This is a genomic window from Stenotrophomonas maltophilia complex sp. Om-AH-Sm3 (assembly GCF_059337855.1).
Map to the genome: position 1 here is coordinate 16,021 of NZ_JBYBLQ010000022.1, position 17,535 is coordinate 33,555.

22 protein-coding genes are annotated in these 17,535 nt (G+C 67.2%); 11 read left to right on the forward strand and 11 right to left on the reverse strand.

From position 1 onward, the window contains the following. Positions 1 to 8 precede the first annotated feature (8 nt). Entirely contained in the window at positions 9 to 257 is a 249-nt protein-coding gene (locus tag AC10QF_RS18570) for a DUF3297 family protein (protein WP_005415112.1), read from the reverse strand. A 90-nt stretch (positions 258 to 347) separates the two neighbouring features. Here AC10QF_RS18570 and AC10QF_RS18575 point away from each other — a divergent pair, with 90 nt between their 5' ends. Continuing rightward, on the forward strand, positions 348 to 890 hold the full coding sequence (locus tag AC10QF_RS18575) for a DUF6630 family protein (RefSeq protein ID WP_494542663.1): 543 nt from the start codon (positions 348 to 350) through the stop codon (positions 888 to 890). 219 nt (positions 891 to 1,109) lie between these two features. Here AC10QF_RS18575 and AC10QF_RS18580 read toward each other — a convergent pair whose 3' ends face one another. From AC10QF_RS18580 to msrB, 5 genes are all read right to left on the reverse strand, one after another. Next, positions 1,110 to 1,385, reverse strand: coding sequence for a DUF4031 domain-containing protein (locus AC10QF_RS18580; protein ID WP_061478631.1), 276 nt, complete (start codon positions 1,383 to 1,385; stop codon positions 1,110 to 1,112). Between the two features lie 13 nt (positions 1,386 to 1,398). Then, positions 1,399 to 1,893: a hypothetical protein gene (locus AC10QF_RS18585; protein WP_494542664.1), complete on the reverse strand. Its 495-nt coding sequence runs from the start codon at positions 1,891 to 1,893 to the stop codon at positions 1,399 to 1,401. A gap of 97 nt (positions 1,894 to 1,990) precedes the next feature. After that, positions 1,991 to 2,929 (reverse strand): flagellar motor protein MotB, encoded by a 939-nt coding sequence (motB, locus tag AC10QF_RS18590; protein ID WP_065179271.1) that lies wholly within the window; start codon positions 2,927 to 2,929, stop codon positions 1,991 to 1,993. Between the two features lie 3 nt (positions 2,930 to 2,932). After that, on the reverse strand, positions 2,933 to 3,787 hold the full coding sequence (gene motA / locus AC10QF_RS18595; RefSeq protein WP_005407915.1) for a flagellar motor stator protein MotA: 855 nt from the start codon (positions 3,785 to 3,787) through the stop codon (positions 2,933 to 2,935). A gap of 91 nt (positions 3,788 to 3,878) precedes the next feature. Then, positions 3,879 to 4,346 carry a peptide-methionine (R)-S-oxide reductase MsrB gene (gene msrB / locus AC10QF_RS18600; protein WP_494542665.1) on the reverse strand — a complete coding sequence of 156 codons (468 nt, stop codon included), beginning with the start codon at positions 4,344 to 4,346 and terminating at the stop codon, positions 3,879 to 3,881. 140 nt (positions 4,347 to 4,486) lie between these two features. On the opposite strand from msrB, the gene AC10QF_RS18605 reads away from it, so the two are divergent. Beyond that, on the forward strand, positions 4,487 to 4,858 hold the full coding sequence (locus AC10QF_RS18605; RefSeq protein WP_494542666.1) for a classical arabinogalactan protein 4: 372 nt from the start codon (positions 4,487 to 4,489) through the stop codon (positions 4,856 to 4,858). 143 nt (positions 4,859 to 5,001) lie between these two features. Next, positions 5,002 to 5,181, forward strand: coding sequence for a lana protein (locus AC10QF_RS18610; RefSeq protein WP_069139404.1), 180 nt, complete (start codon positions 5,002 to 5,004; stop codon positions 5,179 to 5,181). Positions 5,182 to 5,223: 42 nt separating this feature from the next. Here the strand turns inward: AC10QF_RS18610 and AC10QF_RS18615 are convergent, their stop codons facing one another. Next, entirely contained in the window at positions 5,224 to 5,703 is a 480-nt protein-coding gene (locus AC10QF_RS18615; protein ID WP_005407919.1) for an Lrp/AsnC ligand binding domain-containing protein, read from the reverse strand. 149 nt (positions 5,704 to 5,852) lie between these two features. Here AC10QF_RS18615 and AC10QF_RS18620 point away from each other — a divergent pair, with 149 nt between their 5' ends. Together AC10QF_RS18620 and alr are read left to right on the forward strand one after the other, a co-directional pair. Further along, on the forward strand, positions 5,853 to 7,157 hold the full coding sequence (locus AC10QF_RS18620; RefSeq protein ID WP_005415120.1) for a D-amino acid dehydrogenase: 1,305 nt from the start codon (positions 5,853 to 5,855) through the stop codon (positions 7,155 to 7,157). Beyond that, complete coding sequence (gene alr / locus AC10QF_RS18625) at positions 7,136 to 8,203, forward strand: alanine racemase (protein ID WP_088496435.1); 1,068 nt, start codon at positions 7,136 to 7,138, stop codon at positions 8,201 to 8,203. The genes AC10QF_RS18620 and alr overlap by 22 nt, the downstream gene beginning before the upstream one ends. A 69-nt stretch (positions 8,204 to 8,272) precedes the next feature. On the opposite strand, the gene AC10QF_RS18630 is transcribed toward alr, so the two are convergent. Further along, the gene (locus AC10QF_RS18630) at positions 8,273 to 8,836 is read right to left on the reverse strand and encodes a DUF3016 domain-containing protein (RefSeq protein ID WP_049412742.1); all 564 of its coding nucleotides are present in this window, start codon (positions 8,834 to 8,836) and stop codon (positions 8,273 to 8,275) included. Positions 8,837 to 9,080: 244 nt separating this feature from the next. On the opposite strand from AC10QF_RS18630, the gene AC10QF_RS18635 reads away from it, so the two are divergent. Next, a complete protein-coding gene (locus AC10QF_RS18635) occupies positions 9,081 to 11,069 on the forward strand; it encodes a hybrid sensor histidine kinase/response regulator (RefSeq protein ID WP_494542667.1) in 1,989 nt (662 codons plus the stop codon). A gap of 43 nt (positions 11,070 to 11,112) precedes the next feature. Next, positions 11,113 to 11,406 (forward strand): DUF3247 family protein, encoded by a 294-nt coding sequence (locus AC10QF_RS18640; protein ID WP_099486348.1) that lies wholly within the window; start codon positions 11,113 to 11,115, stop codon positions 11,404 to 11,406. 70 nt (positions 11,407 to 11,476) lie between these two features. Here AC10QF_RS18640 and AC10QF_RS18645 read toward each other — a convergent pair whose 3' ends face one another. Further along, entirely contained in the window at positions 11,477 to 11,740 is a 264-nt protein-coding gene (locus AC10QF_RS18645; RefSeq protein WP_005407925.1) for a hypothetical protein, read from the reverse strand. A 158-nt stretch (positions 11,741 to 11,898) separates the two neighbouring features. Between AC10QF_RS18645 and AC10QF_RS18650 the strand changes: the two genes are divergently transcribed. Genes AC10QF_RS18650 through AC10QF_RS18660 form a run of 3 tightly spaced genes read left to right on the forward strand, consistent with a single transcriptional unit; the run spans position 11,899 to position 14,341 of the window. Continuing rightward, entirely contained in the window at positions 11,899 to 12,963 is a 1,065-nt protein-coding gene (locus AC10QF_RS18650; protein WP_099486345.1) for a class I SAM-dependent methyltransferase, read from the forward strand. After that, complete coding sequence (locus AC10QF_RS18655; protein WP_494542668.1) at positions 12,960 to 13,661, forward strand: pseudouridine synthase; 702 nt, start codon at positions 12,960 to 12,962, stop codon at positions 13,659 to 13,661. Before AC10QF_RS18650 ends, AC10QF_RS18655 begins: the two co-directional genes overlap by 4 nt. Beyond that, positions 13,658 to 14,341 (forward strand): HAD family hydrolase, encoded by a 684-nt coding sequence (locus AC10QF_RS18660; protein WP_494542669.1) that lies wholly within the window; start codon positions 13,658 to 13,660, stop codon positions 14,339 to 14,341. The genes AC10QF_RS18655 and AC10QF_RS18660 overlap by 4 nt, the downstream gene beginning before the upstream one ends. Positions 14,342 to 14,434: 93 nt before the next feature. Here AC10QF_RS18660 and fabB read toward each other — a convergent pair whose 3' ends face one another. Beyond that, a complete protein-coding gene (gene fabB / locus AC10QF_RS18665) occupies positions 14,435 to 15,643 on the reverse strand; it encodes a beta-ketoacyl-ACP synthase I (RefSeq protein ID WP_005415129.1) in 1,209 nt (402 codons plus the stop codon). Beyond that, positions 15,643 to 16,158 (reverse strand): 3-hydroxyacyl-[acyl-carrier-protein] dehydratase FabA, encoded by a 516-nt coding sequence (gene fabA / locus AC10QF_RS18670; RefSeq protein WP_049412752.1) that lies wholly within the window; start codon positions 16,156 to 16,158, stop codon positions 15,643 to 15,645. Before fabA ends, fabB begins: the two co-directional genes overlap by 1 nt. Positions 16,159 to 16,349: 191 nt before the next feature. Here fabA and dinB point away from each other — a divergent pair, with 191 nt between their 5' ends. Next, positions 16,350 to 17,444 (forward strand): DNA polymerase IV, encoded by a 1,095-nt coding sequence (gene dinB / locus AC10QF_RS18675; RefSeq protein WP_494542670.1) that lies wholly within the window; start codon positions 16,350 to 16,352, stop codon positions 17,442 to 17,444. Positions 17,445 to 17,535: the final 91 nt, after the last annotated feature.

Here is a 17,535-nt window from a genome sequence, read left to right on the forward strand (position 1 = left end):
ACAGGCGGTTATTCCGGCTTCTGGTCCAGGAAATACACTTCGACCTTGCCCTTGACCTTGATCGTCATCGGGTTGCCGCGGCGGTCGCGGGCCTTGCCGGCCTGCACGCGGATCCAGCCTTCGCTGACCGAGTATTCCTCGACGTTGTCGCGCTCGACGTCGTTGAAACGCACGCCGACGCCGCGCTCCAGCGCCTGCGCATCATGGAAGGGGCTGGCCGGGTTGATCGCCAGGTGGTCGGGAGGGGTATCGCTCATCGCTTCATTCACAGTGACGGCCACCAAGGCCGGCTTCAGCGGCACAGGATAAACCGTAGAATGCCGGCCTGCCCCAGAGGACGTTCCGCCATGCCCGACAACAGCGACTATTTCGACTTCGAGGAAGACATCCACGACTTCGACGAGGATGGATTCGAGGCGCGGGTCTGGAACCTGCTGGTGCTGATCAACCCGGGCGACGAAGAGTTGGCCCTGCAGCAGTTCAACCGCTGGGGCGAGCACCTGTCCGAGGACGGGCAGCCGCTGGAAGCGGACAGCGACTGGTTGCCGGCGCTGTTCACCGCCATCGCCTGGCAGTCCGGTTTCGAGGTGGAGCGCGACGACCTGGAATCGCTGCAGTCGGCGGTCAACGAGCTGTCGGCGCGCTTCAACCTGCAGCTGGACTGGGGCGGCGACCTGGATGACGAGGACTTCGCCGAGGACCTGGACGGTGTGCAGCTGATGTCCACCGCCTTTGACCGCCTGCGCGAGCACAACTACACGCTGTGGAGCGTGGATACCGGCAGCGACGGCTTCACCGGCGTGATGGCGCTGACCCGTGACGACGACGCGATGCTGGCGCTGTGCTCGCTGCTGAACGTGGAAATCCGGCTGGGCAGCGACCCGTTCTGAGCGATGGGCCGATCCGCCGGGCACGACCCGGCGGGGACGATCTGCTGGTCGCGGCCTGACGGGTTGATCCGCTGAGGACGACCCGACGGGGTAGAGTCGACTGTTAGTCGACTATCGCGCGCAGCGCGGGTTTCTCGCGGCCGGATGGGAGAGCAGTCGACTAACAGTCGACTCTACCCGGTCGGTGCCGGTTGGTGTCCGGCGAACCCGCGACGCGGCCTATGGCCGGTATTGCGCCCGGGCGTTGGCGATCACCGCCTTGACCAGTTCGCGCTCGGTGTGCCGGGAAATCGCTCGCGCGCCAAGCGCGATCGCCTGCGCGCGCAGCTCGACCGTGACATCGTAATGGGCACCGCTGGCCTTGTTCTGGAAGGCCCGCGGTGGGATGCCGAGCTGCGCCGCCATCGCGTGCAGCTCGGCCAGGGTGTCGGCCATCAGGTGCGCCCAGCGCTGTCCGCGCCAGGGATGCACCGCGTCATCGACGTAGACCGTCACCGCCGCGGCCGGTTCAGGCCTGCGGCTTGCTGTCGCTGTCAGCGGCCGGGCTGGCCTCGGCGTCGGCAGCAGCTTCAACCACATCGCCTTCGGCGGCCTCAGTGGCTTCTTCGCCTTCTTCGGCTTCCACGGTCTCGAACTCGGACACCAGCTTGTCCAGGTACTCGTCAGCGGTCTGGCCGGATTCGGCGGCCAGGGTGTCCAGCAGCTTCTGCAGCAGTTCGGAGTACTCCAGGTTGACCTTGCGGCCTTCCTTCTCCTGCACGTTGGCCAGGTGCTTGAGCATGGCCAGCATCGGCACCGGGTTCTCGGCGTTGCCCATGGTCTGGCCGCCGATGGCCAGCAGCCATTCACGGCCCTGCAGGCCGATGGCCGCCACCACCTGGCCGTCTTCGTTGGTCAGCACGGCATGGTTCTGCACCTGCTGCTGGGCATTCAGGCGCAGGAACGGGCGCTTGGCCTGCTGCTTCTTGCGCTTGTCGCGCTTGGCCTTGGAGTTCTGGGACATGGGGTGGGGTCACCTGGAAACGGAAAGACCGCCATTGTAGCGGCCGCACGCAGGTGGGGTCAGATCCCTTTCCAGGGGAAAGGGATCTGACCCCGGTTCAGTGCGCCTCACCCTGCGCGGCCTGCACGTCCGGGTCGGCGGTCGGCGCCGACAGCCCCACCTGCGGGCCGGCACCGGCCAGAGCGGCCGCTTCGGCGGCCTGGGTCATCACCACGATGCTGATGCGGCGGTTGATCGGGTTCTGCGGGTCGGCCTTGTCGAACAGCACCGATGAAGACAGACCGACCACGCGGGTGATCTTGTTGTCCTCCAGGCCGCCGTCCACCAGCGCGCGGCGGGCGGCATTGGCACGATCGGCGCTCAGTTCCCAGTTGCCGTAGCCACGTGCAGCCGAATAGGCGGTGATGTCGGTGTGGCCGGTCAGGCTGATCCGGTTCGGCACGTGGTTCAGGTAGTTGGCCAGCTCGTGCAGGATCTGCTGCGTGTACGGTTTCAGCGTGGCGCTGCCGAGGTCGAACATCGGCCGGTTCTGCTTGTCCACGATCTGGATGCGCAGGCCCTCCGGGGTCAGGTCCAGCAGCAGCTGGTCCTTGAACGGCTCCAGGGCCTGGCTCCTGCTGATCGCTTCCTGCAGCTCCTTCATCAGTGCTTCCAGCTGCTGCTTGTCGCGCTGCTGCTGGTCCACCGGCTGCGGTACCGCTTCCTTCTGGTTCTGGAAGGGGTCGTTGCTGTTGCCACGCGAAATGTCGGTGGCACCGCCCAGCTTGATCATCGAGGTGCTGGCGCCGCCCGGGCCGGCCATGCCGGGCGCCGGCGTGGCGCTCTGACCGCTCAACGGGCTGGGGTTGCGGAAGTACTCGGAAATGGCCGCACGGTCGTTCTTGTTGGTGGTGGCCATCAGCCACAGCACCAGGAAGAACGCCATCATCGCGGTCACGAAGTCGGCATAGGCCACCTTCCACGAACCACCATGATGGGCGGCGTGGCCGGCCTTCTTGACCCGGCGGACGATGACGGTGGGCTTGTTCTCGGCCATGGCTTACTTGACCGTCTTCAGGTGCTGCTCGAAATCGGAGAAGGCCGGGCGCACGTTCGACGGCAGGGTCTTGCGGGCGAACTCCAGCGCGATCTTCGGGTTGTAACCGCGCAGGCAGGCCAGCAGGGCGGTCTTGACCGATTCGTAGATGCGGCTGTCCTGCTCGGCGCGGGCCTCCATCGCGGCGGCCATCGGGCCGACGAAGCCGTAGCCCAGCAGGATGCCCAGGAACGTACCGACCAGCGCGCCGGCCACGTGGCCACCGACCTCGACGATGTCGCCACCGATCGAGCCCATGGTGATGACGATGCCCAGCACCGCGGCGACGATGCCGAAACCGGGCAGCCCGTCGGCGACCTTGGTCAGCACCTGTGAGGGGGCCATGGCCTCGGCGTGGTGCTTTTCCAGCTCCAGTTCCAGCAGCGGTTCCAGCTCATGCGGCTCGATGTTGCTGCCGATCATCAGGCGCAGGCAGTCGGTGATGAAATCGATCAGGTGGTGGTCGGCCTGCACCTTGGGGTAGTTGCCGAACAGCGCGCTTTCGGCCGGGCGCTCGACATGATCTTCCAACGCCATGAAGCCTTCGCGGCGGGCCTTGTTGAGCAGTTCATAGAGCAGGCTGAGCACATCGATGTAGTCCTGCTGCTTGTAGCGCGGGCCCTTGAACACACCCACCATGGCCTGCAGGGTCTGCTTGACCGTCTTGGCCGGGGTACCGACCAGGAAGGCGCCGAGCGCGGCGCCGCCGATGATGACCAGCTCATAGGGCTGCCAGAGGGCACCCAGGCGGCCGTGGGCACCGAGGTAGCCCCCGATCACGCTGATGATGACGACCAGGAATCCAACGATGATGAGCATGGGGCGACGCAAGGAGAGGGGATATCTCCTTGTCGGCCCGTCGCCCGGTTTTCTGAAGAGGGAATTCTGTGAAATCGGTCAGCGGGGTGTTTCAGCCCGCCACGCCGCTTTCTGCGCCGCCACGCTGCAACGGATCGAGCCAGGGCTCGCCATTGCCGGTGAACGAAAGTGAGACGGAGTTCAGGCAGTGGCGCTCGTAGGTGGGCGGCGGACCATCCGGGAACACGTGGCCCAAGTGGCTGCCGCAGCGCGCGCAGGTGATCTCGGTGCGGACCATGCCGTGGCTGGTATCGCGGATCTCGCGCACGTGCGACGGGTCGAATGGTGCGAAGAAGCTGGGCCAGCCGGTGCCGGAGTCGAACTTGGTGCTGGAGCGGAACAGCGGCAGTGCGCACAGCCTGCAGCAGTAGACCCCCTCGCGCTTGTTGTCGAGGAACACGCCGCAGAACGGCGCCTCGGTGCCGTGCTGCAGCAGCACGCGGCGCTCCTCGCTGCTGAGGCCAGCGATCAGCGCCTCGGTCTGGGTGGCAGTGGGGGGCGTCAGGTCGAAGGCGGTCATGGCGGCGCTCCGTGGGGTCGATGGCCTGGGGATGGCGGAAAACGTGGGGGTGAAGACGCGACCTTGCAAGTGTGATGGCCGTTCATGGGCGGCACACAGGGGCGGGCGCAAGGTGAACGCGATCCACGCCGGAGCGTGCCATGAAACCGACCCTTCCCCTGCTGCTGGCCCTGTTGCCCATCGTCGCGCTGGCGCAGGTGCCGACCGCCGACCCGACTGCGACCCGCAGCGCGACCACCGTGGCGCCGCAGCCGGTGGCGCCACCGCCACAGGCGGCCCGGCCGCAGCCGCAGTTGCTGCCTACGCCGCAACCGGCGCAACCAATCAAGTCCACCGGTCCGGCCCAGGTCGCGCCGCCGCCAGCACCGAGGCCGGCCGACAAGGTCTATGACCGCAATGGCCGCATTGTTCCCGGCGTGCGCCCGGCCGGCCCGAACCGCGTGTTCGATTCGCGCACCGGCCGCTACTACGACAGCGTGCCGGCCGGCGACGGGCAGCAGATCAAGCGCTGAGCCCTGGTGCCACCAAGGTTGGCTGCTGGCTGACGCTGAGCGGGCTGAACGCACGAAAACAGCATCCAGCCGATCACTGCTTTTTCGCCTGCGATTAACCGTTCCGGGACCACCGTGGCCCTGCGCCGGCATCCCGCCGCCGCATGTCCTTCGTCCACTGGATCGCGACCATGAAAAACCAGCAGAACCGTCATCCCGGCAAGGAACCGCAGGGCCGTAACTCGCACCAGCAACAGCAACAACAGCAGATGGAGCCGCAGCCGCCGCACAAGGGCGGCAAGCAGCAGGAACAGCGCACGCAGAAGCATCCGCAGCAGCGCTGACTGTCGCCATGACCGGGCTCTGACCCCAACCGGTTCCCAGCTTCAATCCGGAATCGGCAGGCTCAGCGTCTCCTTCACCTCTTCCATCACGATGTAGCTCTTCGACTCACGTACATGCGGCAGTGTGAGCAACGTGCTGCCGAGCAGCTTGCGGTAGGAGGCCATTTCACTGATCCGTGCTTTCAGCAGGTAATCGAAGTCGCCCGACACCAGGTGGCACTCCAGCACGTTGGGCAGCTTCAGCGCGGCGCGGCGGAATTCCTCGAAGATGTCGCCGGACTTGTAGGCCAGGCTGATCTCCACGAACACCAGCAGGCTGGCCTTTACCGCGGCCGGGTCGAGGTGGGCGTGATAGCCGGTGATCACCCCTTCGCGTTCCAGGCGGCGCACGCGCTCGGTGCACGGCGTGGTCGACAGGCCGACCCGCTCGCCCAGCTCGGTGAAGGAGATGCGGCCTTCGGCCTGCAGGATGCGCAGGATCTTGCGGTCGATCTTGTCCAGTTCGCGAGTACGGGTGGCCATGGCCGTCAACCTTGGGGAGTGAATTGCGGGAGAACATCCTGCCGGTTGATTTCAATTCAGGCAAATCAACTGGTATTGGCTGTCTATACTTCCCCAATTATGGCCCCGGCACGCTCCAGTGCAGGGAATGATCGGGTTGGAGAAGTCCCATGCGAGTCCTAGTTCTCGGCAGCGGCGTGATCGGCACTACCAGTGCCTGGTACCTGCGACAGGCCGGGTTTGAAGTCACGGTCATCGACCGCCAGCCCGGCCCGGCGCTGGAGACCAGCTTCGCCAATGCCGGCCAGCTGTCATTCGGCTACACCTCGCCGTGGGCGGCGCCGGGCGTGCCGAAGAAGGCGATCGGCTGGCTGTTCGAGAAGCACGCGCCGCTGGCGATCAAGCCGGGCATGGACCTGGCCCAGTACCGCTGGCTGTGGCAGATGCTGCGCAACTGTACCCACGAGCGTTATGCGATCAACAAGGCGCGCATGGTGCGCATGTCCGAGTACAGCCGCGACTGCCTGAACGAGCTGCGCGCGCAGATCGGCATTGAATTCGAAGGCCGCGACCTGGGCACCACCCAGTTGTTCCGCACCCAGCAGCAGCTGGATGCCTCGGCGCAGGACATCGAGATCCTGGCCCAGTACGGCGTGCCGTACGAGGTGCTGGACCGGGCCGGCATCATCCAGGCCGAACCGGCCCTGGCCCACGTCGATGGCCTGGTCGGCGCGCTGCGCCTGCCGCGTGACCAGACCGGCGACTGCCAGCTGTTCACCCGCCGCCTGGCGCAGATGTGCGTGGATGCCGGCGTTGAATTCCGCTTCGACCAGGACATCACCGGCCTGGAGTTCGATGGCGACCGCATCACCGGCGTGCGCATCGACGGCAAGCTGGAAACCGCCGACCGCTTCGTGGTCGCGCTCGGCAGCTACTCACCGGCGCTGGTCGCACCGCTGGGCATGCGCCTGCCGGTGTACCCGCTGAAGGGCTATTCGCTGACCCTGCCGATCACCGACCCGGCAATGGCGCCGACCTCGACCATCCTCGATGAGAGCTACAAGGTGGCGGTGACCCGCTTCGACGACCGCATCCGTGTCGGCGGCATGGCCGAAGTGGCCGGCTTCGACCTGTCGCTGTCGCAGCGCCGCCGCGAGACCCTGGAACTGGTGGTCCGTGACCTCTACCCGAAGGGCGGCGACCTGTCGCGCGCGCAGTTCTGGACCGGCCTGCGCCCGGCTACGCCGGACGGTACGCCGGTGATCGGCGCCACGCCGTTCCGCAACCTGTACCTCAACACCGGCCACGGCACGCTGGGCTGGACCATGGCCTGCGGCTCGGGCCGCTACCTGGCCGACCTGATGAGCGCGCGACAGCCGCAGATCAGCACCGAAGGCCTGGATATTTTCCGCTACGGCCAGTACGGTCACGCGCCGCAACACGAGAACCGCACATGCGTCCTGCCCGCGCGCTGATCGATCTGGGCGCCCTGCGCAGCAACTACCGGCTCGCCCGTGAACTGGGCGGTGGCAAGGCCCTGGCGATCATCAAGGCCGATGCCTATGGGCACGGCGCGGTGCGCTGTGCGCAGGCGCTGGAAGGCGAGGCCGATGGATTCGGCGTGGCCACCATCGAAGAGGCACTGGAGCTGCGCCAGGCCGGCATCCGTGCGCCGATCCTGCTGCTGGAAGGCATCTTCGAGCCCAGCGACATGGCCCTGGTGGCCGAGCATGACTTCTGGTTCGCCGTCGGTTCGCCGTGGCAAGTGGAGGCACTGGCGGCGTTCGACAGCCCGCGCCCGTTGACGGTGTGGCTGAAGCTGGACAGCGGCATGCATCGCCTCGGCCTGGACGTGGACAGCTTCCGCGCGGCGCATGCACGCCTGTCGGCGCTGCCGCAGGTCGAGCGCATCGTGCTGATGACCCACCTGGCACGTGCCGACGAACTGGACAGCGAGCGCACCCGCGAGCAGGCCGCGACCTTCGCGCGCGCCATTGATGGATTGGAGGGCGAGACCAGCGTGTGCAACTCGCCCGCGCTGCTGGGCTGGCCGGAGGTGCGCAGCGATTGGGTGCGCCCGGGCCTGATGCTGTACGGCGCCAACCCGCTGCCGGATGACACCGCGTTGACCGCGCGCCTGCGCCCGGTGATGACGATGCAGTCCAAGGTGATCGCCGATCGCTGGATTGAAGCCGGTGAACCAGTGGGATATGGCGCGCGCTTCGTGGCCAAGGCGCGCACCCGCGTGGGCGTGGTCGCGCTTGGCTATGCCGACGGTTACCCGCAGTTCGCCCCGAACGGCACCCCGGTGCTGATCGACGGCCAGCCCGGCGGGCTGATCGGGCGCGTGTCGATGGACATGTTGACGGTGGACCTGACCGCGCATCCGCAGGCCGGCATCGGCAGCGTGGTGGAGCTGTGGGGTTCCGCGCCGACGCTGTCAGAGCTGGCGCCGCGCTGTGGCGTCAGTGCCTACCAGCTGCCGTGCGCGGTCAAGCGCGTGGCGAAGGTGTACGTGTAGAGCCGATCGCACGCTCGGCGCCTTGAATGCGTGTCGACCAAGGTCGACACCTGCCGATGGGCCTACGGCCTACCGTGCTGCGGTGGCCTGCGCTGTCAGCTGCCGCTTCACCCAGTCGTCGATCAGGCGCTTTTCGTAGCGCAGTGGATCGCTGTCGCTCTTCAGGCCGATGTTGTGCAGGTAGCCGGTATCGCTCAGGCGCGCGTCGCCCTCGCTGACGATGCGGCCGCTGGCGTCCTTCAGCGTGTACTGCAGGCTGATCCGCGGTGGGTAGATGTCGCGCATGATCCGGATGTCGCGGCCGCGCGGGCCGTGCCACGGCTCGTAGTCACCGGCGCGCTTGATGTCGACCAGGGTCACATCAAGCGTCTGTCCCGGTTGCAGCGGTTTGGCGGCAGCGGTCTGCAGGTAGCGTGCCAGCTGCTGCACCCAGTCGCCACGCTCGGCTTCGAAGCGGTTGGTACTCTGGCGGATCTCGGTGAACTTGGCCGGATCGTCCCACTTCACGCTGACCGGGCCATCGGCCTGCAATGCGCGGGGAGCTTCCGGGTCGGTCACGGTGCGCGGGGCAGCGCTGGCGCCGCCCGCCGCCAGGGCGCCTGCCAACAGGGCAATCGCGAGTGAGCGTTTCATCACGGTCTCCTGCGTCCCTTCGATGGGGGCGATGTTGATCACAGATCGAGTGTGATCCTGCTTCCCGGTATCGGCAATGGCCGCATGCGTCGTCTGCAAGAGCGGTTGCCGCCAATTCATCGACGTCAACCATGACTGACGGCGCTTGACGCTGTGAATACGCCCTTTGGAAGATGCTGTGCCTCCAACCTGGCCTGCACAGACACCCTTGTCCACACTGCCGCCCCTCGTGGAGCGCCCACCGATGACGGTGCCGGCGCCCGAACCCGACCTGCATCATGGCGTGCTTGAACGCATCAACGCCGGTTTCTGCGTGATCCAGGTGCTGTTCGAGGGTGATCGTGCGGTCGACTACCGCTTCATCGAGGTCAACGATGCCTTCGAGCGCCACACCGGGCTGAAGGATGCGCGTGGAAAGCGCATGACGGCGCTGGAGCCCGGCCATGAGCAGGACTGGTTCCGCATCTATGGCGAGGTCGCACGCAGCGGCCGCCCGGCCCAGTTCGAGATGGAAGCGCGTGCGCTGGGCCGCTCGTTCGCGGTGGATGCGGTGCGCGTGGGCCGGCCGGGCGAGGACAAGGTCGGCATCCTGTTCTTCGACATCACCGCACGCAAGCAGATGGAAGTGGAGCTGGGCGAAAGCGAAGCCCGCTTCAGCGCGCTGGCCGACGGCCTGCCGATGCCGGTGTGGGTGCTGGACGAGCGCGGCCATGCCCGTTTCGTCAACAGTGCCTTCAGCGAGTTCTTCGGTGGCGACGAGACGCGCGTGCCGGAGGACGTCTGGCGCGGCCTGGTGCATCCGGACGACGCGTCGGTCTTCGAGTACGAACTGCAGGAAGCACTGAAAGCGCAGCGCTCGATGCATGCGCTGGTGCGCGCACGCCGCGCCGATGGCCAGTGGCGCTGGCTGGAGATGAACGCGCGCCCGCGCTTCTCGCGCATGGGCCGTTTCATCGGCCTGGCCGGCAGCAGCCCGGACGTGACCGAACGCCGCGAGATCGAGCTCGCCCGCGAGGAACTGCTGCAGTCCGAGCGCGCCGCGCGCAGTGCTGCGGAAAACATGGCGCGGCTGAAGGATGAATTCCTGGCCACGCTGTCGCATGAGCTGCGTACGCCGTTGACCACCATCCTCGGCTGGAGCGAACTGCTGCTGCAGCGCGTGGACAACACCAGCCCGCTGTACAAGGGCCTGAACGTGATCGCCAACAGCGCCGGTGCGCAGAAGCGGCTGATCTCGGACATGCTCGACCTCAGCAGCATGCTGCTGGGCAAGGTGCAGCTGGAGGTGGAAGTGCTGGACCTGTGCGCGGTGCTGGGTGAGGCGATCGGCGCGCAGGAACTAGTGGCCGAAGGCAAGGCGCTGGACGTGCACCTGCAGCTGCCCGCGCAACCCAGCCTGGTGCTGGGCGACGCCACGCGCCTGCAGCAGGTGTTCTGGAACCTGCTGTCCAACGCCATCAAGTTCACCCCGGCTGAAGGCCGCATCGACCTGCAGCTGCGGGCCGACGGCAACTACTGGGAGATCACCGTGCGTGACAGCGGTGATGGCATCGCACCTGAATTCCTCAATCATCTGTTCAGCCGCTTCCGCCAGGCCGACGGCACCACCACCCGTCGCCATGGCGGCCTGGGCCTGGGCCTTGCGATCGTGCAGCAGCTGGTCGAACTGCATGGTGGCACGGTCACTGCCGCCAGCGAGGGCCACGGCCACGGCGCGACCTTCACCGTGCGCCTGCCCCAGCATGTTCCCGATGCCGAACGGCGGCCGCTGCGTGAAGTGATCAGCGGGCCGATCCTGGAGCCGGTGATCGTCGAGCCGTATCCGCTGCGCGGCATGCATGTGCTGGCGGTGGAAGACCAGCCGGAAGTGCTGGAGTACCTGCGGCGCATGCTGGAAGAGCAGGGCGCCAGCGTGTCGGCGGCCAGTTCGGCCGGCGAAGCGCTGGCATTGCTGGCCGACACCGGCCACCTGCAGTACCACGTGCTGCTGACCGACATCGGCATGCCGGGCATGGATGGCTATGGCCTGGTGCGCACCTTGCGCGAGGACATGGGCGTGGACGCGGCGACCTTGCCTGCGGTGGCGGTGACTGCACTGGCGCGTGCCGACGACCGTCGCCGCGCGCTGGCCTCGGGCTTCCAGGAGCACGTCGCCAAGCCGTACTCGGTGGCGCAGCTGGTGGCTGCCGTGCGCAAGGTGCAGGTGCCGCGCGCGGACAGCGCGCGGCACTGAACATTCACGGCCGATCGGCGACCCTGCAGTCAGGAGGTCGCCGATGTCCCGTATAGCTCCACGTATCCACACCGATCCGGCGCAGATCGCGCGCCTGGAAGCCCTGCTGCCGCAGCTGGATGGCGAAACGCAGGTGGAACTGATTCTGCACGATGGCCGCCGCCTGCTCGGCACGGTGGCGGTGAGGCCAACTGTGCAGCAATACCGCAACGAGGCCGGCGACGAAGGCAGCAACGGCCAGTTGCGCCTGGATGACTACGACACGCCGGTGCAGCAGCACCACGTGTGGCTGGATGAAATCGTCAGCATCAACCGCCTGCCACCCAAGGCGCCTTGATCGGATGTAGAGCCGAGCCCACGCTCGGCTGCGCCGTCGCCCGAGCGTGGGCTCGGGCGCTACCGGTGTGTCAATGCTCGAACAACGTCGGCGTCGCCTCGAATCGGCGTGCGTACGCCCGCTCCTCTGCAACCCTCGCCACCTCGTCATCGGCCAGGTCCGGTGCCCCATAGACGGCGTAGGCAACGCTGCCGTCGGCGCCATGGCCGACCTGGTGCAGCCGGTAGCGCGAGTGGCCGCCGCCGGTGTCCTCGGGGTAGTGCACGGGCGGATGGCTGCCTTCCAGGTCCATTTCACTGTTGTCGACCACGCCACCGACGAACAAGGCTCGCATGCAGGTTCTCCTGGGTTTCCGGGGGGAGCCTCTACCCTGAACGTTTCAATGTTTCTGGCGGATCAAGGCCCCGTTCGGGTTTCGCAAAGCGGGCCGCCGGGGTCGGCCCGGCCAAGCCGGTACAATGGACGGCCCTCACGCTTGAAGTACCCGCGCCGATGGCCTCCAGCGACGACGCCCCCCTGCAGACCCTGCTCCTGCCGTTCTCCCAAGGCGCCCTGCGCTGGCCGGAGGGCCCGGTGGCCTTCCTGCGTGCCCGCGATGGCTGGCCATTGCGCGAAGCGGCCGGCAACCGCGAGGTGCACTGCGAACAGAGCTTCGCCCCGTTCGCGCAACCGCTGCAGCAGGCTGCCGGCTGGACCGTCAGCGGCCAGCTGGATGACGCGGCCGGCAAGGGCCGCTATCCGCTGGTACTGGTGCTGCCGCCGCGCCAGCGCGAAGAAGCCCGTGCGCTGTTCGCCCGTGCGCTGGCGCTGGTCGCCGATGGCGGCCGCATCGTTGCCTGCCAGTCCAACAACGAAGGTGCGCGTTCGGGCGAGGGCGACCTCAAGCAGTTGGCCGGCCTCGGTGGCTGCCTGACCAAGAACCACTGCCGCGTGTACTGGACCGCCCCGCTGCAGGGCCAGCACGACGCTGACCTGGCCAAGCGCTGGTCGGCGCTGGATGCGGTGCGCCCGATCGTGGGCGGTCGCTACCTCAGCCGCCCGGGCGTGTTCGCCTGGGATCGCATCGATCCGGCGTCGGCGCTGCTGGCCGAGCACCTGCCGGCCGACCTGGCCGGACGCGCCGCCGACCTCGGCGCCGGCTACGGCTATCTGTCGCGCGAACTTCTGGAACGCTGCCCGAAGATCACCGCGCTGGACCTGTACGAAGCCGAGCAACGCGCACTGGCGCTGGCCGAGCTGAACCTGGCGCCGCCGCCGCGCCCGCTGCCGCTGCGCTTCCTGTGGCGCGACGTCACCGCCGGCATCGAGCCGGGCTACGACGTCATCATCAGCAACCCGCCGTTCCACACGCCGTCGCGCGCCGATCGCCCGGACATCGGCCAGCGCTTCATCGCCGTGGCCGCGCAGGCGCTGCGCCCGGGCGGACGCCTGTACGTGGTGGCCAATCGCCACCTGCCGTATGAGTACACGCTCAACGAGAGCTTCGGCGCGGTGCGCGTGGTCGCCGAGCGCGACGGCTTCAAGCTGGTTGAAGCAGTGAAGGGGAAGGGCAAGTGAAGCTGGTCAAGCACATCGCCAACCTGGGCTATGGCAGCCGCAAGCAGGTGCAGTGGATGTTCCGCGAAGGCCGCATCACCGACGCCGACGGCGAGGTGCTGTATGCCGACGACCAGGTGCCGCATGAGGCGATCCGGGTTGATGGCGAGCCGCTGGACCCGCCGGTGGGCCTGTCGATCGCGCTGCACAAGCCGGCCGGCTACACCTGCTCGACCAAGGACATCGGCCGCCTGATCTACGACCTGCTGCCGCCGCGCTTCCGCGACCGTGATCCGGTGCTGTCCACGGTCGGCCGCCTCGACCGCGAGACCAGTGGCCTGCTGTTGCTGACCGACGATGGTGGCCTGCTGCACCGGATCATCTCGCCGAAGTCGAAGCTGCCGAAAGTCTATGAGGTCGAGTTGAGCGAGGACCTGCGCGGCGACGAGGCAGCGCTGTTCGCCAGCGGCACGCTGATGCTTGAGTCCGAGAAGACGCCCCTGCTGCCGGCTGAACTGGAGGTGCTGGATGCGCGCCGTGCGCGGCTGGTGCTGCACGAAGGCCGCTACCATCAGGTACGCCGCATGTTCGCCGCCACCGGCAACCACGTGCAGGCCCTGCACCGCAGCCGCGTCGGCGGGCTGGACCTGCAGGGGCTGGACGAAGGGCAATGGCGGCAGCTCACCTCCACCGACCTGGATACGTTGTTCGCTTCATGACCAACATTGCTGCGCTGCCGTTCCTCCCCGACGCCGTCATCTTCGACATGGACGGCCTGATGATCGACAGCGAGCGGGTCTCGCTGGCCTGCTGGAGCGAGGCCGCCGACGCATTCGGGCTGGGCCTGGACGAGGCGGTGTTCCTGCGCATGGTCGGCCTCGGTGACCGCGATTCGCACGCGCTGCTGCGTGCGCAGGGTATCGAGGACAGCGTGATCGAGGCGGTCGCTGCACGCTGCCACGAACTGTACGAAGCGCGCACCCAGACCGGTCTGCCGTTGCGTCCGGGCATCCTGGAGCTGCTGGAGCTGCTGAAGGCGCACGCGGTACCGCGGGCGGTGGCCACCACCACGCGGCAGCCGCGGGCCAACCGCAAGCTGGCCGCTGCCGGCCTGCTGCCGTATTTCGATGTGGTGATCACCAGTGGCGACGTGGCGCGGCCGAAGCCGGCGCCGGATATCTACCTGCTGGCCGCGCAGCGGCTGGGGCAGGTGCCCGGGCGTTGCCTGGCGCTGGAGGATTCACCGGCCGGTACGCGCGCGGCACTGGCGGCCGGCATGACCGTGATCCAGGTGCCTGACCTGGTGCATCCGGATGAAGAGCTGCGTGCCCTGGGGCACCGCATCGTTGGATCCCTGGTGGACGCGCACGCGCTGCTGCTGCCGTTGCTGCCGAGGTAAGGTGGGTGTCAACCTTGGTTGGCACTGAGCCGAGCATGGCTCGGCTCTACATCCGTGGGTGGGTGCCGACTGTTGGTCGGCATACCTGTCCCCTCACACCCGCCCGAACACCAGCGCAGCGTTGGTGCCACCGAAGCCGAAGCTGTTGGACATCACCGTATCCAGTTTCTGCTCGCGGCTCTCGCGCAGGATCGGGAAGCTCTCCACCTTCGGGTCCAGCTCGCCGATGTTGGCCGAACCGGCAACGAAGCCATCGCGCATCATCAGCAGGCAGTAGATCGCCTCGTGCACGCTGGCTGCACCGAGCGAGTGCCCGGACAACGCCTTGGTCGAAGACAGCGGCGGCACCGCATCGCCGAACACTTCGCGGATCGCGTTGAGCTCGGTGACGTCGCCCAGCGGGGTCGAGGTGCCGTGGGTGTTCAGGTAGTCCAGCGGGCGATCGACACCCTGCAGCGCCATCTTCATGCAGCGCACCGCACCTTCACCGGATGGCGCGACCATGTCGGCGCCGTCGGAGGTGACGCCATAGCCGATCAGTTCGGCATGGATGTGAGCACCGCGTGCGACGGCGTGGTCGTAATCCTCCAGCACCAGCATGCCGCCACCACCGGCGATGACGAAGCCGTCGCGGTCCTTGTCGTACGGGCGCGAGGCGCTGGCCGGGGTTTCGTTGAAGCTGGTCGACAGGGCACCCATCGCGTCGAACATCACACTCATCGACCAGTGCAGGTCTTCGCCACCGCCGGCGAACATGATGTCCTGCGCACCGTGCCGGATCATGTCCGCAGCGGCGCCGATGCAATGCGCCGAGGTCGCGCAGGCAGCCGACAGCGAGTAGCTGACGCCCTTGATCTGGTAGGCCGTGGCCAGGCAGGCCGAGACCGTCGAGCACATCGTGCGCGGCACCATGTACGGGCCGACCTTGCGCACGCCACGTTCGCGCAGCAGGTCGACGGCACCGATCTGCCATTCGCTGGAGCCGCCACCGGAACCGGCGATCAGGCCGGTACGCAGGCTGCTGACCTGCTCGGGGCTGAGCCCGGCATCGGCGATGGCATCGCGCATGGCCAGGTAGGCGAAGGCCGCCGCGTCGCTCATGAAGCGCTTCTGCTTGCGGTCGATCAGGGCGTCCAGGTCGAGGTCGACGCGGCCGCCGACCTGGCTGCGCAGGCCCGCTTCGGCGTGGTCGGCCAGGGCGGTGATGCCCGAGCGCCCTTCGCGCAGCGCGGCCGAAACGGTATCCAGATCATTGCCGAGGCAGGACGTGATGCCCATGCCGGTGATGACAACACGACGCATCAGAAGCTCCCGGTTTCAGTGAACAGGCCGACGCGCAGGTCGCGCGCGCTGTAGATTTCGCGGTCATCCACGTACATGCGGGCGTCCGACTGCGCCATCACCAGCTTGCGGTTGATGACCCGGCTGATGTCGATCTCGTAGCGTACGAGCTTGGCGTCCGGCAGTACCTGGCCGGTGAACTTCACCTCGCCGCAGCCCAGTGCACGGCCCTTGCCGGGGGCGCCCAGCCAGGTCAGGAAGAAGCCGGTCAGCTGCCACATGGCATCCAGGCCGAGGCAGCCGGGCATCACCGGGTCGCCGATGAAGTGGCAGCCGAAGAACCACAGGTCCGGGCGGATATCCAGTTCGGCGCGTACCATGCCCTTGCCGTGCGGCCCGCCATCCTCGTGGATATCGGTGATGCGGTCGAACATCAGCATCGGATCGTTGGGCAAACGGCCGGCGGCGGTGCCGAACAGTTCACCGCGTGCGCTGGCCAGCAGCTGATCGCGGTTGAACGCGTGGAGACGGGTCATGAAGCACAATCCTGGAAGCGGGGAAACGGGAAAACAAGTTCTCGAGGATGCCCGTGGAAACTGTCCCGATCAAACATTTCAACCGTACGCAACCGTAGTGTTTTCAAGGGAATACGCGCATCCTGTTGATGTGCAACGACCATACTTCGGCGTGTGGCCTGCCCGCCCCGCCCCCGCCTTTCCCGCCTGACATGACCCGACTGCGCAAGATCATCCACGTTGACATGGACGCGTTCTACGCGTCGGTGGAGCAACGCGACGATCCGTCACTGCGCGGCAAGCCGGTGGTTGTGGCATGGCGCGGCGCACGCTCGGTGGTGTGCGCGGCCTCGTACGAGGCACGCGTGTTCGGCGTGCGTTCGGCGATGCCCGCGGTGCGCGCCGAGCGCCTGTGCCCGGACGCGATTTTCGTACCGCCCGACTTCGCACGTTACAAGGCGGTGTCACGCCAGGTGCGCGAGATCTTCCTGCGCCACACCGACCTGGTTGAACCGTTGTCGCTGGACGAAGCCTACCTGGACGTGACCGAGCCGAAGAGCGGCATCGAACTGGCTACCGACATCGCCCGTACCATCCGCATGCAGATCCGCGAGGAAACGAACCTGACTGCTTCAGCCGGGATCGCGCCGAACAAGTTCCTGGCCAAGATCGCCTCGGACTGGCGCAAGCCGGATGGCCAGTTCGTGATTCCGCCGCAGCGGGTGGACGCGTTCCTGCTGCCGCTGCCGGTGAAACGGGTGCCTGGCGTCGGCAAGGTGATGGAGAGCAAGCTGGCCGCGCGCGGCATCGTCACCTGCGGCGATCTGCGGCAATGGGCATTGACCGATCTGGAAGAGGCGTTCGGCAGTTTCGGGCGCAGCCTGTACAACCGGGCGCGCGGCATCGACGAGCGGCCGGTGGAACCGGACCAGCAGGTGCAGTCCATTTCCTCGGAGGACACCTTCGCCGAGGACCTGCTGCTGGAAGACCTGGGCGAGGCGATCGTGCAGTTGGCGGAGAAGACCTGGAATGCCACGCGCAAGACCGAACGCGTCGGCCACACCGTGGTGCTGAAGCTGAAGACCGCGCAGTTCCGCATCCTCACCCGCAGCTTCACCCCGGAACGTCCGCCGGAGTCGATGGAAGAACTGCGCGACATCGCACTGGCCCTGCGCGCCCGCGTCGACCTGCCGGCGGAGACGCGCTATCGGCTGGTGGGTGTTGGGCTGGGCGGCTTCCGCGAAAAGGAACCGGTGGTGCAGGGCGAATTGTTCGAGCACGACATGAACAATCCCACAGATACCTAATCATCAAATAGTGGGGTCAGAGCCCGTTGCGCAGCAACGGGCTCTGACCCCGTGCCGACCAACGGTCGGCACCCACCATCAGCAGCAGGTT

What these genes read in the sequence shown, in the direction of transcription:
- AC10QF_RS18575 (WP_494542663.1), top strand. Translation starts at nt 348, where the DNA reads ATGCCCGACAACAGCGACTATTTCGACTTCGAGGAAGACATCCACGAC.
- AC10QF_RS18570 (WP_005415112.1), bottom strand. Translation starts at nt 257, where the DNA reads ATGAGCGATACCCCTCCCGACCACCTGGCGATCAACCCGGCCAGCCCC.
- fabB (WP_005415129.1), bottom strand. Translation starts at nt 15,643, where the DNA reads ATGCGTCGTGTTGTCATCACCGGCATGGGCATCACGTCCTGCCTCGGC.
- AC10QF_RS18620 (WP_005415120.1), top strand. Translation starts at nt 5,853, where the DNA reads ATGCGAGTCCTAGTTCTCGGCAGCGGCGTGATCGGCACTACCAGTGCC.
- AC10QF_RS18615 (WP_005407919.1), bottom strand. Translation starts at nt 5,703, where the DNA reads ATGGCCACCCGTACTCGCGAACTGGACAAGATCGACCGCAAGATCCTG.
- AC10QF_RS18610 (WP_069139404.1), top strand. Translation starts at nt 5,002, where the DNA reads ATGTCCTTCGTCCACTGGATCGCGACCATGAAAAACCAGCAGAACCGT.
- AC10QF_RS18660 (WP_494542669.1), top strand. Translation starts at nt 13,658, where the DNA reads ATGACCAACATTGCTGCGCTGCCGTTCCTCCCCGACGCCGTCATCTTC.
- AC10QF_RS18640 (WP_099486348.1), top strand. Translation starts at nt 11,113, where the DNA reads ATGTCCCGTATAGCTCCACGTATCCACACCGATCCGGCGCAGATCGCG.
- AC10QF_RS18630 (WP_049412742.1), bottom strand. Translation starts at nt 8,836, where the DNA reads ATGAAACGCTCACTCGCGATTGCCCTGTTGGCAGGCGCCCTGGCGGCG.
- AC10QF_RS18585 (WP_494542664.1), bottom strand. Translation starts at nt 1,893, where the DNA reads ATGTCCCAGAACTCCAAGGCCAAGCGCGACAAGCGCAAGAAGCAGCAG.
- AC10QF_RS18605 (WP_494542666.1), top strand. Translation starts at nt 4,487, where the DNA reads ATGAAACCGACCCTTCCCCTGCTGCTGGCCCTGTTGCCCATCGTCGCG.
- AC10QF_RS18645 (WP_005407925.1), bottom strand. Translation starts at nt 11,740, where the DNA reads ATGCGAGCCTTGTTCGTCGGTGGCGTGGTCGACAACAGTGAAATGGAC.
- AC10QF_RS18650 (WP_099486345.1), top strand. Translation starts at nt 11,899, where the DNA reads ATGGCCTCCAGCGACGACGCCCCCCTGCAGACCCTGCTCCTGCCGTTC.
- motB (WP_065179271.1), bottom strand. Translation starts at nt 2,929, where the DNA reads ATGGCCGAGAACAAGCCCACCGTCATCGTCCGCCGGGTCAAGAAGGCC.
- alr (WP_088496435.1), top strand. Translation starts at nt 7,136, where the DNA reads ATGCGTCCTGCCCGCGCGCTGATCGATCTGGGCGCCCTGCGCAGCAAC.
- AC10QF_RS18635 (WP_494542667.1), top strand. Translation starts at nt 9,081, where the DNA reads ATGACGGTGCCGGCGCCCGAACCCGACCTGCATCATGGCGTGCTTGAA.
- fabA (WP_049412752.1), bottom strand. Translation starts at nt 16,158, where the DNA reads ATGACCCGTCTCCACGCGTTCAACCGCGATCAGCTGCTGGCCAGCGCA.
- msrB (WP_494542665.1), bottom strand. Translation starts at nt 4,346, where the DNA reads ATGACCGCCTTCGACCTGACGCCCCCCACTGCCACCCAGACCGAGGCG.
- dinB (WP_494542670.1), top strand. Translation starts at nt 16,350, where the DNA reads ATGACCCGACTGCGCAAGATCATCCACGTTGACATGGACGCGTTCTAC.
- motA (WP_005407915.1), bottom strand. Translation starts at nt 3,787, where the DNA reads ATGCTCATCATCGTTGGATTCCTGGTCGTCATCATCAGCGTGATCGGG.